This is a genomic window from Marinobacter similis (genome assembly GCF_000830985.1).
Lineage (GTDB): Bacteria > Pseudomonadota > Gammaproteobacteria > Pseudomonadales > Oleiphilaceae > Marinobacter > Marinobacter similis.
Genome location: NZ_CP007151.1, coordinates 108,306 through 120,308 on the forward strand (window position 1 = coordinate 108,306; position 12,003 = coordinate 120,308).

Genomic DNA, 12,003 nt, shown 5'->3' on the forward strand with positions numbered 1-12,003 from the left:
CCTATGGCAGCGGTTTTTTTATATCGGCGACTAACTGTTTTTACCAACAAAAAAGCCCCGGGCGGGGCTTTTCAGATGTCAGTCGGCCTTAACGGGCGCGGTACACAATGCGGCCCTTGCTCAGGTCATAGGGAGTCAGCTCAACCTTGACCTTGTCGCCGGTCAGGATGCGGATGTAGTTTTTGCGCATCTTTCCGGAGATATGAGCAGTCACCACGTGACCGTTGCTGAGTTCAACACGGAACATGGTATTTGGAAGGGTATCGATAATGACGCCTTCCATTTCAATGACATCTGATTTCGCCATTCAGTAGAAACCTCTCGTGGAATGTACTTCTCGTGATTTTAAATTGCGCAATTCTGCCTGATTTATCAGCCTTTGGCAAAAATCAGTTTAACTCCATGGGCAGCCATTGCCCTTCCCGCAAGGCTTCAATGGGCTGGAATCGGGTTTTGTAGTTCATTTTCCGGCATTCCCGAATCCAGTAGCCCAGGTAAAGATGGGGCAGACCCCGTCGCTTGGCTTCCTCGATTTGCCACAAAATGGCGAAAGTGCCGAGGCTTCGGTGCTCAAGCGAAGGTTTGAAAATGGTATAGATAGCGGAAAGACCGTCGTCGAGCAGATCAACCGCTGCCAGGCCAATCAACTCATGGTTCAGGCGAATCTCCAGGAACCAGGAATCGGTGGCGCCTTCCACCAGGAACGAAGAAAACTGTTCCGGGGAGGGCGGGTACATGTCACCGTCCTTATGGCGCTCTTCGATGTAGCGGGCATACAGCCGGTAATAGTGTTCGTTAAACCGGGCCGGAACCAGGCTGTATTCCAGGTCCTCGTTCTTGCGTAGTACTCGCTTCTGGTTCCGGTCGGGCTCAAAGTCATCCACTTTCAGGCGAACGGGAATGCAGGCGTTACAGTTTTCGCAGTGGGGGCGGTAGTAGTGTGAGCCACTACGACGAAAACCGAGGGCGGTAAGCTGGCTGTACAGTTTCTTGTCGATGTGAGCCCGCGGATCCACAAACATGGTGGTCGCTTCTCGATCCGGAAGGTAGCTGCAATCGTGAGGTGGGGTTGCGAAGAACACCAATGTTCTAAGATTGCTCATTCACGCCTCCGGCCCAGACCATTGCCAGCGGATTTTCCAGTCACGTTGGTTCGGTTTTCGATCAACGCATGCCCTGAGTATAGATAAAAACTCGCTGCGTGAAATGGTTCGCGCCCCCATAGTCAGCAGGTGTCGGCTCTCGACCTGACAGTCCATGATCCTGTAATCCCACTCCTGAAGCTGGTGGGCCAAGTGCACCATCAACACCTTGGAGGCGTTGGTTTCCAGTGAAAACATGGACTCCCCGAAAAAACATTGCCCAATTGCGAGCCCATACATGCCACCGGCGAGTTCGCCGGACTGATTCCAGACTTCAATGGAGTGGGCCACACCCTGCCGGTGCAGTTCGGAGAAGCTGGCGATCATGTCTTCGGTAATCCAGGTGCCCTCTGCCCGTGTGGTCGCACACAGGCGAATAACCCGGCCGAAGCCTGATCGGCGGTAACCTGAAAGCGACCCTGATTCAGGGTTCGGCGCAAGCTACGGGATACGTGGATGTCTCCGGGCAACAATACGCAGCGTGGATCGGGGGACCACCAGAGGATGGGCTGGTCATCGCTGTACCAGGGGAATATGCCATTTCGGTAGGCAAGGAGGAGTCGTTCGGTGGACAGATCTCCGCCGAGAGCCAACAGCCCATCGGGGTCGTCCAGTGCTTCATCTACAGGAGGGAACCAGAGTTGGTCCGGGTCAAGCCAAGGTAGTGAGGTCATCCTGCTCCACTGAGGAAGTCAAACTGAGTGGTATCTACTTCCGTGTTTGGACCCGTGGCAATCTATCGCTGAAACACGCTGTGAATACGTCCGTGTACGCTTGGCTACGCCATCCATGGCTCCGCACAGTTTCAACGATAGATTCCCACAGGTCCTTTCAAGTTATTGATGGTGCGTCCCCAGTTTAGTTCAGTCTTGCTGATCCAGGAATTTCTCGGCATCCAGTGCGGCCATGCAGCCGAAGCCGGCCGAGGTGACTGCCTGACGGTAGACGTGGTCGGCCACGTCGCCGGCGGCAAACACGCCAGGAATGCTGCTCTGGGTTGCCATGCCCTCAAGACCGGAGCGGATGCGGATGTAGCCGTTCTCCATATCAAGCTGGCCCTGGAAAAGGTCAGTATTGGGCTTGTGGCCGATGGCGATGAACACGCCCGCCAGATCGATTTCCTGGGTGGAATCGTCTTTGGTGCTCTTAATGCGCATGCCGGTTACACCGGTGGCATCGCCCAGTACCTCATCCAGGGTGTGATCCCAGACGATCTTCACGTTGCCGTTCTCGGCTTTTTCGAACAGCTTGTCCTGCAGGATCTTCTCGGCACGCAGGCTGTCGCGACGGTGAACCAGGGTCACTTCGTCGGCGATGTTGGACAGGTACAGGGCTTCCTCGACCGCCGTGTTACCACCGCCAATTACCGCAACTTTCTGTTTCTTGTAGAAGAAGCCGTCGCAGGTTGCGCAGGCGGATACGCCCTGGCCTTTGAATTTTTCTTCCGACTCAAGGCCCAGGTACATGGCGGAAGCACCAGTGGAAATGATCAGGGAGTCGCAGGTGTACTCACCATTGTCGCCTTTCAGGCGGAACGGACGGCTGTGCAAGTCGGCTTCGTTGATAGTGTCATAGACAATGCTGGTCTCGAAGCGCTCGGCGTGTTTGAGCATGCGTTGCATCAGTTCCGGACCTTGGACACCATCGTTATCGCCAGGCCAGTTGTCCACGTCTGTGGTGGTGGTGAGCTGACCGCCGACTTCGATACCGGTAATCAGGGTCGGGTTCAGGTTGGCTCGGGCTGCATATACGGCCGCGGTGTATCCGGCAGGGCCAGAGCAAGAATGATCAGTCGGGAGTGCTTGGTATCGGTCATGTCTATCTCTCACTAAATTCAGTACGACGCTGAGCGCCGATTCCGGGCCCAGTTCTGTCAAGAAAGGGCGAAAGGCTAACACGAATGCTGCTTTCTGCCATTCGATTTGGCCAATTCCGCTTATAAAACTTTGCTATTTACTCAAGGACAGAGACGGTCGCCAGAAGTTGCCGAACCCGCTCGGCGCTCTTGCCGGACTCACCCTGTTCCAGGCGGTGCTCAGCAATTGAGGGGAACACGGTCTGGATGTCGTCGGGCAGCACGTGCTGGCGGCCTTCCATCAGGGCCCAGGCCTTGGCAGCGCGCACCAGGCCAAGGCCTGCGCGGGGAGACAGGCCGTACAGCAGGCCTGGCATGCGCCGGCTTTGTTCCAGCAAGCGCTGAACATAGTCGAGTAGGGCGGGGCTGGCTTTAACCTGGCTGACCGCATCCTGCAGTGTTGCCAGTTCGGCCTGGGGCAGCATCGCCTTGAGCCGGTCGGTCATTACTTTGCGGTCTTCGCCTTCAAGCAGTTCCCGCTCCGCTCGCGGGTCCGGGTAACCCAGGCGCAGGCGCATCAGAAAACGGTCAAGCTGTGATTCGGGCAGCGGGAAGGTGCCGCCCTGTTCAATGGGATTCTGGGTGGCAATGACGAAAAACGGCTGGGGCAGCGGGCGAGTCTCGCCCTCAATCGAAACCTGGCGCTCTTCCATGGCTTCGAGCAGCGCGCTCTGGGTGCGCGGTGACGCCCGGTTGATTTCGTCCGCAAGCACCACCTGGGCAAAGATCGGGCCCGGGTGGAACACCAGGCTGCCCGCTTCCTTGTCGTACATGGAATAGCCCAGTACGTCGGCAGGCAACAAATCATTGGTGAACTGGATACGCTGATAGCTCAGGCCCATGATTTTGGCGAGCGCATGTGACAGGGTGGTCTTACCCATGCCGGGAATGTCTTCGATCAGCAGGTGGCCGCGAGCGAGCAGGCCGCACATGGCCAGGCGCACCTGCTGATCCTTTCCAAGCAGTATCTGGTTCAGCTCGTGAACAACGGTATCAATCAGTTTCTTCATTCCGGGGTCAGTCCCTTACGCGTTTGAGGATGTCGCTGTACGCATCGATGCGACGGTCTCTCAAATACGGCCAGATGCGGCGGACCGATTCACTTCGGGTTCGGTCGATGGTGACGCTCAGAATGCATTCGCTGGATTCGTCGGCGCGGGCGAGGAATTCGCCCTGAGGACCACAGACAAAACTGTTACCCCAAAAACGGATGCCATCCGATTGTCTGGAGGGATCCGGCTCGGTGCCGACCCGGTTCGGGGCAACCACGGGCAGATTATTGGCGACCGCATGGCCTCGCTGCACCGTCACCCAGGCTTCAAGCTGACGCGCCTGCTCGTCCGGGTCGTCGGTCACGTCCCAGCCAATGGCCGTGGGGTAAATAAGGATTTCGGCGCCGGCTAGTGCCATCAGGCGCGCAGCCTCGGGATACCACTGATCCCAGCACACCAGTACGCCCAGTTTGCCAACAGAGGTCTCAATCGGGGTGAAGCCGCTGCGACCATCGTTGAATTCGGCATCGCCGGGGGTGAAGTAAAACTTCTCGTAAAAACCCGGGTCGTCCGGTATGTGCATTTTCCGGTACATGCCCGCCAGTGAGCCGTCGGATTCAAACACCACTGCGGTGTTGTGGTAGACACCATTCATCCGGCGTTCGAAGATGGAGCCAACCAGAACGACGCCGAGTTCATTCGCCAGGCTGGAAAGGCGCTCGCTGGTAGGGCCTGGAATCGGCTCGGCCAGCTCGAATACATCGGTGTCTTCGGTTTGGCAGAAATAGAGCGTGGCGTGAAGCTCTTGTAGCACAACCAGGTTGGCGCCATTGGCGACGGCTTCGCGCACCAGTTTTTCGGTAGTAGCGAGACTCGCTGCCTTATCGGAACTGCATGCCTGCTGGATAGCGGCCAGGTTCAACAGTTGACTGTCGTGGCGGCTGCTCATGAGGCGACAACTCCTTCGGGAATTTGCATGGTGACGCAATGCAGGCTGCCATGCTGCAAAACCAGCGCCCGACAATTAATGGGCACTATTTCCCGGTCCGGGAACAGGTCCGCCATGATGCTGATGGCGTCTTCATCCTGTGGTGCGCCATAGATGGGCAGCAGAAGGGCGCCATTGATGATCAGAAAGTTTGCGTAGGTGGCCGGAAGCCGGGTGCCTTCGTCGTCGTGAATAGGATCGGGCAAGGGCAGGGCAGTCAGCTGATAGGGCGAACCGTCGCGCTGGCGGAATTCCCGCAGTTCTTCAGCCATGGCCGACAGGGCACCATAGTGCTCGTCTTCCGGGTTGTCACAGGCCACGTAACAGATACGGTCCGGGCTGCAGAACCGCGCCAGGGTATCGACGTGGCTGTCGGTATCGTCGCCAGCCAGGAAGCCGTGGTTGAGCCAGAGCACGCGATCGGCACCCAGTTGGTCGAACAACAGCTGTTCGATAGCGGCGCGATCATGGGCCGGATTCCGGGTCGGTGTCAGCAAGCATTCGCTGGTGGTGAGCAACGTGCCTTCACCATCGGATTCAACGGAGCCGCCCTCCAATATGAAATCCACCGCTTCCAGAGGTGTGGTCCCAAAAGCGCCGGCATTGGCCAGGTGGCGATTGAGGGCGTCGTCTTTTTCCCAGGGAAACTTCCCGCCCCAGGCGTTGAAACGAAAGTCCAGCAGGGTCAAACCATCGTCCGTCTGCACCGCCAGCGGGCCATGATCCCGGGCCCAGGTATCGTTGGCGGGCGCAGGAACGCACACGGCTCGTCCCGGCAGCCCCTGTTCGCGGGCGAAGCGATTCAGAGTCTGTTCCAGTTCCTGGACTCGAACCACATGTTCGCAGCTGATCAGCAGATGCTCGAAACGCAGCACCGCTTCAGCAATGGCTATGAAGACGGGTTCAACCTGGTCGAGAACAGCAGCCCAGTCCGTTCCCGGATGCGGCCAGGTCAGCATTACTGCGCTTTGCGGAGCCCATTCTGCGGGCATCACACGTCTGGATGTCACTTTACTGCCACCTTAAATCGTAAAAGCCGCCATTCTAACCAAAACAGGCGTCAAAACATCAGGGGCGATGCCAGCAATGGCATGCCCGTCCAGGTTGTTGGACTGTAACAGAGTTCAGCGCTTGGGCTTGAGTACTGTATGCAGTACGTGGTTATTTTCGAAGTAGACGATGAAGTCCTGGTAGTACCATTGGCTGATGGGCGGCTCACCAACGGTCCCCGGATTTCCATGGGTGCGCCCCACTTGGCGCGTACAGAGGCTTGGCTCATGCCGATTTGGGGAATGCTGATGCTTGCGCGATCCGTCTGTGAGCCCACCGGGATGGTGATCTGCTCGGCAACGACGGTGCCGGACGGTGCCAGGATAAAGGCCGTCAGAGCCAGTGCACTCAGCATCATGTTTTTTTTCTTCATTGACTGTTCTCCATTAGAGCCTGATTTGCCTGAAAATTGTTATCGGATCGATGTGGATAAAGCGTAATGTCTTTCTGCACCGGGGAAAAGTCATAAACGTGCGGCAATTTATTCTTTTTTGCGTTGTCGAATTTGCCAGCGCATCACATGCCGCGCAATTTGCTGTCGGTCGCTGTCGTGGATGTGCACGAATTGGCTGTGGATGCGCATACCGCCAGCGTTATCAGGGTGGGTATGAATAACCTCGGCAATCGCCCGGGGCTGAAAAAGCTCCGGGGGCAGAGTCATCCGGACGGTAAGCAGGTTGCCAGTCCTGAAGGTTTCCGGGGCGGCGGTGAAGGCGAGTCCGCCCTCGCTAAGCGTAACTTCCTGCCAGTCTTCCGGTTGCAACGGATTTTGCTCAAAGGCCATAATGCGCGCGAGCGTATCGAGCTTGCCATTCAGGGACTTAATTAACCCGGTAAGCAGGCGGTCCCGCTCGGCGAGGCTGGCAAGCTGGGATTTAATATCCTGGTCCAGTCTCCGGTACTCGGCCTTCAGGCTTTCCAGATGATCGTCGCCAAACGCATTTTCGTCAGGGTTAGCCATCGGTGAGAGCTTTCGGATTTCGAGACCGATCCGGTCCTCAATACGGAAGTAATCTCGACGTTCCAGGCTTTGCTCGGCCGGTTCGCTGGGATTGTTGGGTGATGTCATCCTGACTCCGAAGCGTTCAATTATCATTATTTCAGAATAGTTTAGCAGTTTCCCGATGCGCAGGTAGGCGGTCGGGGAAACCAGACCACGACAGATCCGCAGGTAGCGACAGGCGCCTCCCCATGTTTAGACCTTTATCGTTTTATATCGGCTTGCGTTACACAGCGGCCAAACGTCGAAATCACTTTATTTCCTTTATATCACTGACCTCCATGATCGGGCTGATGCTGGGTGTGGCGGTGTTGATTATCGTGCTGTCAGTGATGAACGGCTTTGACCGGGAGCTCAAGCAACGCATCCTCGGCATGGTTCCTCATGCCGTCATCGAAGGCTCCGGCCCGCTACAGGACTGGGAATCGATCGATGAACAGGTTCAGCAGCATCCACGGGTTTTGGCAGCGGCGCCGTTTATCCAGGGTCAGGGCATGGTGACCGGTGGCGGCAACGTGCGCGGGGTGCTGTTGAATGGCGTCCTGCCGGAGCAGGAAAAAACCGTATCGATTATCGAACAGCACATGGTCGATGGCACCTTCACGACCTCAAATCCGGTGAGTTCGGCATTATTATCGGCCGGTTGATGGCTGCCAGCTTGCGCCTGAAACTGGGCGACAAGGTTACGGTGGTGCTGCCCGAGGCCTCGGTAACGCCAGCTGGTGTTTTGCCGAGGTTGAAGCGGTTCACGGTGAAGGGGGTGTTTAGCGTTGGTGCCGAACTTGACGGGAATTACACTCTAATCCACATGGACGATGCCTCCAAGCTTATGCGCACTGGCGGCAAGGCGCTTGGGGTTCGACTGCTGGTGGATGACCTGTTCGCAGCGCCCAAGGTGGCGGAGCAGGCCGCCCGTTCGCTCCCGGGCCGGTACTACATCTCCGACTGGACTCGTACTCATGGCAACCTTTTTCAGGCTATTCGCATGGAGAAGACCATGATTGGTCTGCTGCTTATGTTCATCGTCGCGGTTGCCGCCTTCAACATCGTCTCGACCCTGGTCATGGTGGTGACCGATAAAACCGCAGATATAGCAATTCTGAGAACCATGGGCGCAACGCCCGGGCGAATCATGCGTATTTTCATGGTGCAGGGCGCTGTGATCGGTATATTCGGTACGCTCATCGGTACTGCCCTTGGCATCGTGGGTGCGCTCAACATCAGTGCCTTTATCTCCTGGCTGGAGGATGCGCTTGGGCACCAGTTCCTGAGTGCCGATGTTTACTTCATTAGTTATCTGCCGTCCCAGCTGCAATGGCAGGACGTGTTTATCATTAGCGGTGCCGGCCTTGCCATGAGTCTGCTGGCGACGATCTATCCCGCGTGGCGGGCTTCCCGAGTCGATCCGGCGGAGGCGCTGCGTTATGAGTAAGGAAAACGGGAACATGCACGAAACAGCGCCGGTTATCGATTGTCGTCAGGTTACCCGCACCTACAGCGAGGGGCCGGAAAAACTGACAATCTTCTCGGACATTTCGCTGCAGGTGGCGGCCGGAGAGACGGTGGCCATAGTGGGTAGCAGTGGTGCCGGTAAAACCACCCTGCTGAACCTGCTGGGTGGCCTGGATCGGCCGTCCTCGGGCCAGATCTCAATCTGTGGGAACGATATTCACCGGCTGTCGGAGGCCGGGCGGGCCCGGTTCCGCAACAAGCACCTCGGCTTTGTCTATCAGTTTCACCACCTGCTGCCAGAGTTCCCTGCCTTGGAGAATGTGATGATGCCGTGCGCGCTTGGCGGTATGGCGATTAGCGCTGCCAAGAAAAAGGCGGAAGGTTTTCTGACCCAGGTGGGACTGGCGGAGCGGCTTGCCCACAAGCCTGGTGAGCTATCTGGCGGCGAGCGTCAGCGTGTGGCCATCGCCCGCGCCTGGTGAACGAGCCCCAGTGCGTGCTGATGGATGAGCCGACCGGCAACCTCGACGAACAAACCGGGGAAGGTGTGCGCAAGCTGATCGAATCGCTTCGGGATGAATTGGGTATTTCGTTCGTGATGGTTACTCACGACATGAAGATGGCACGAAGCCTGGGGCGGGTTTTGCGTCTTGAGCAGGGGCGGCTAGTTCAGGAAGTTTGATCAGCGGCCCGTTGGCGCTTGAGGCGGTCGCCACGGCGTAACCGCCAATCGGAACGTATCTTCCGGCGCCACAGGAACTGGATGATCAGATAGGCTATGCAGGCAGAAACCGTGGCTACCATCAGCGAGCGAGGTAAAGGGGAATCCCGATATCGAGCAGGCGCTCGCTGATCCAGGCCCAGGACAGCTCGAATTCGAAGTTGAGGACTGGCCGGTCCAGGACCCAGGCGCCGACCTTGTAATTGAAATAGAAGATTGGCGGCATGGTAACCGGGTTGCTGATCCATACCAGCACTACAGATAGCGGCAGGTTCGAGTTAAACCATATCGCGAACAGGGCGGCACCAATCATCTGGAAGGGCATAGGGATAAAGCAGAACCAGATGCCGACCAGAAATGCGCGGGCAACGCTGTGGCGGTTGATGTGCCAGAGATTGGGTTCATGAAGGATATCGCCAAGAAAGCGGAGCGATTTCATCGCTTGCACCTTCTCTGGTGTTGGCAGATAGCGTTTCATGAACTTCTTTGGCATTGGAAGCTCTGCCTGTTGTTTGCGTGTGAATTCCGGAAGCATGGATGCTGCCGGTGGATCATCAAACCGGAGGACAAGGATTGTCCGGACAATCAATTACCCGACCCGGGTCCGCATCTGGGCGCGGTTTAGCGGTCGCGGCTGCATTCGCCTTCTCGTGCGGCGTTATCTTACTGTATTGGCTGTCGATGTTGCCACCTCCGCAATGGATCGTGGCGAGCTTTATTACAGCTTTTTGCATTGCGTTTCGAGCCCGCCAGTATCCACTCCGCCGTATGGCTGTCGTGAGCATGGCCCTGATCATAGGATTGGCTTGGGCCAGTTGGCACGCTGACCGGCGCCTGGCTGAGAGATTGCCTGCCGGCATGGAAGGGCAGCGCCTGTCGGTTTCCGGCTACGTCTGTGACATCCCATCGCCCGGAAGCTTTAACAGTCTCCGTTTCAGCTTCTGTGTCACTCAATGGCACGAGCGCCCGCATTCCCCGAATCAAGCCATCAAGCTACCACAACTTCTGCGCCTTGCTTGGTACGGACATGCCGAACGCCGTTTGCCTTCACACCGCTTGAGACTTGAGCTTGTCCTGAAGCGACCTCACGGTGCCCTGAACGATGCTGGATTCCGCTATGAAGACTGGCTTTTCCGTAAAGGCTACCGGGCAACGGGGACGGTCCGGGAAGTAGTTCCGGATCAGGCCGTGATGTGCAGCTTAAAATGCCGATATCACGAGGCACACCACTGGATTGCAAATTGGGTTGAGCATCGGTTTGCCAGTGCCGAACATCGGCCCTTGATCAGTTCCCTGTTGGTGGGTGATCGGGGGCACCTGACGCCCACCCATTGGAAGGTGTTGCAGGCCACCGGCACCATCCACCTGGTGGCCATCTCCGGTCTGCACCTGGGGTTGATTGCCCTCGGCGCCGGCTTTCTGGTGCGCAGGCTTCTATTGGCTTTGCCGTTGACCTGGGTGGGTGAGGTTGTTCAGCGGCGCTGCCTTTTTGCGGCGGTAATGATCTGTTGTCTGGTCTATGCCCTGATGGCCGGGTTCACCGTTCCAACCCAAAGAGCGCTGCTAATGGTGTTGGTGGGCGGTTGGTCGTTGCTGTTTGCGCGTCAGCTTCCGGCCTGGCAGGCATGGGTCTGGGCCTTGGCAGCGGTTCTATTGCTGGATCCGTTTGCGCCGCTGGATCAGGGTTTCTGGCTGTCGTTTGGCGCGGTTGCCGTTCTGATCTGGGTCTTTGCAGCTGGGCTTCGGCCTCTGGGGTGGCTCGGGACACTTCTGCTGGCCCAGGGCGCCTTGTTTGCCGGGCTCTGGCCGCTGCTACAGGTGTTCGGGCAGGATCAGCCTTTGATCGGTGGGCTGGCCAATTTGTTGGCTATTCCCTGGGTGTCGCTGGTGGTTATGCCCGGTCTGATTGGCGGTGCTGTAGTGGTGGCGATCGTGCCGGCCGCAATTGAGGTGGTGGTTCCGTTCTGTGACGGACTCATGGGAATACTCTGGGTGGTGTTGACCTACCTGGCGGAATTGCCGTCTCCGGCCATTAATGTGGGGCCGTGGGAGGTGATTGGGCTGGCGGGACTGGTGCTGTTGCTGGTGAAAGTGCCGACGCCCGGAGGTGGCACTTGCGCTGGTTTGTTGTTCGTGGCTTGGCTGGCAGTGGTGCAACCACCGACATTGCAACGGCCCAACGCCCATCTGGTTGAGCCAGAGTTACGAGTCTGGGATGTCGGGCAGGGCCTGGCGGTCCTGGTGCGGCATCAGGACACGGTGTTGTTGTACGACACCGGGCCAGCAGTACCGGGTGTGTTCTCGGCTGTGGAGTCGACTTTGCTTCCGAATCTGAAAGCGCTGGGAATAAACCGTATCGATACCCTGGTAATCAGTCATGCCGACAGCGATCATTCCGGTGGTCTGGCAACGTTGGCCAGGTCTATCCAGATCGGAAAGTTGGTCACCGGTGAGGTGTCGGCCGTTCAGGAGAAGCTGGGCGAAACGTCCGGCCTTGTTGTGCAGCCCTGCGCGGTGGCGGGTGAGGAGTTAGCAGGGCTGCACATTCACTATTGGCACGCCGGTGATTCGCGTACCGGCAACGATGCCTCCTGCGTGGTGCGGATTGAGCATGCGCCATCTCGCACTGAGTGGCTGCTGCCCGGCGATATCAGTGCGGCAACTGAGGCGCTCTATTTGTCACACCTGCGCGGGCAGGGATCTTTGGCGGCGGATGTGACGCGGCTGGTGCTTGCGCCTCATCATGCAGCAAGACATCCTCCTCGCCGCAGTGGGTGTCAGCTTTGACTCCAGAGGTGGTGAT

General features: G+C 57.6%; 8 protein-coding genes and 5 pseudogenes. 3 read left to right on the forward strand and 10 right to left on the reverse strand.

All coding sequences use genetic code 11. The features are described from left to right. Window positions 1-88: 88 nt before the first annotated feature. The 9 genes and pseudogenes from infA to AU14_RS00525 all read right to left on the reverse strand — a co-directional run bounded on the left by infA (window position 89) and on the right by AU14_RS00525 (window position 7,096). Entirely contained in the window at window positions 89-307 is a 219-nt protein-coding gene (gene infA / locus AU14_RS00485; protein WP_014421226.1) for a translation initiation factor IF-1, read from the reverse strand. An 82-nt stretch (window positions 308-389) separates the two neighbouring features. Then, window positions 390-1,103, reverse strand: a complete 714-nt coding sequence (locus AU14_RS00490) for an arginyltransferase (protein WP_041338158.1) — start codon at window positions 1,101-1,103, stop codon at window positions 390-392. Continuing rightward, window positions 1,104-1,816, reverse strand: a pseudogene (gene aat, locus AU14_RS00495) (leucyl/phenylalanyl-tRNA--protein transferase). 189 nt (window positions 1,817-2,005) lie between these two features. Continuing rightward, a pseudogene (gene trxB, locus AU14_RS00500) lies at window positions 2,006-2,958 on the reverse strand (thioredoxin-disulfide reductase). Between the two features lie 137 nt (window positions 2,959-3,095). Further along, entirely contained in the window at window positions 3,096-4,007 is a 912-nt protein-coding gene (locus tag AU14_RS00505; protein ID WP_041338160.1) for an AAA family ATPase, read from the reverse strand. Between the two features lie 7 nt (window positions 4,008-4,014). Further along, window positions 4,015-4,938 (reverse strand): carbon-nitrogen hydrolase, encoded by a 924-nt coding sequence (locus AU14_RS00510; RefSeq protein WP_041338162.1) that lies wholly within the window; start codon window positions 4,936-4,938, stop codon window positions 4,015-4,017. Then, window positions 4,935-5,969, reverse strand: coding sequence for an agmatine deiminase family protein (locus tag AU14_RS00515; RefSeq protein ID WP_094191109.1), 1,035 nt, complete (start codon window positions 5,967-5,969; stop codon window positions 4,935-4,937). Before AU14_RS00515 ends, AU14_RS00510 begins: the two co-directional genes overlap by 4 nt. Before the next feature lie 68 nt (window positions 5,970-6,037). After that, window positions 6,038-6,400 carry a hypothetical protein gene (locus AU14_RS18840; RefSeq protein WP_236744250.1) on the reverse strand — a complete coding sequence of 121 codons (363 nt, stop codon included), beginning with the start codon at window positions 6,398-6,400 and terminating at the stop codon, window positions 6,038-6,040. Window positions 6,401-6,508: 108 nt separating this feature from the next. Continuing rightward, window positions 6,509-7,096, reverse strand: a complete 588-nt coding sequence (locus AU14_RS00525) for a PilZ domain-containing protein (RefSeq protein ID WP_041338168.1) — start codon at window positions 7,094-7,096, stop codon at window positions 6,509-6,511. Window positions 7,097-7,218: 122 nt separating this feature from the next. On the opposite strand from AU14_RS00525, the pseudogene AU14_RS00530 reads away from it, so the two are divergent. Both AU14_RS00530 and AU14_RS00535 read left to right on the forward strand, forming a co-directional pair. Beyond that, window positions 7,219-8,459: pseudogene (locus tag AU14_RS00530) on the forward strand (lipoprotein-releasing ABC transporter permease subunit). Window positions 8,460-8,472: 13 nt separating this feature from the next. Beyond that, window positions 8,473-9,161, forward strand: a pseudogene (locus tag AU14_RS00535) (ABC transporter ATP-binding protein). Here AU14_RS00535 and AU14_RS00540 read toward each other — a convergent pair. Then, window positions 9,149-9,693: pseudogene (locus AU14_RS00540) on the reverse strand (DUF2062 domain-containing protein). The pseudogenes AU14_RS00535 and AU14_RS00540 overlap by 13 nt on opposite strands. A gap of 188 nt (window positions 9,694-9,881) precedes the next feature. Here AU14_RS00540 and AU14_RS00545 point away from each other — a divergent pair. Continuing rightward, a complete protein-coding gene (locus AU14_RS00545) occupies window positions 9,882-11,987 on the forward strand; it encodes a DNA internalization-related competence protein ComEC/Rec2 (RefSeq protein WP_236744251.1) in 2,106 nt (701 codons plus the stop codon). The last annotated feature ends 16 nt before the right edge of the window (window positions 11,988-12,003 follow it).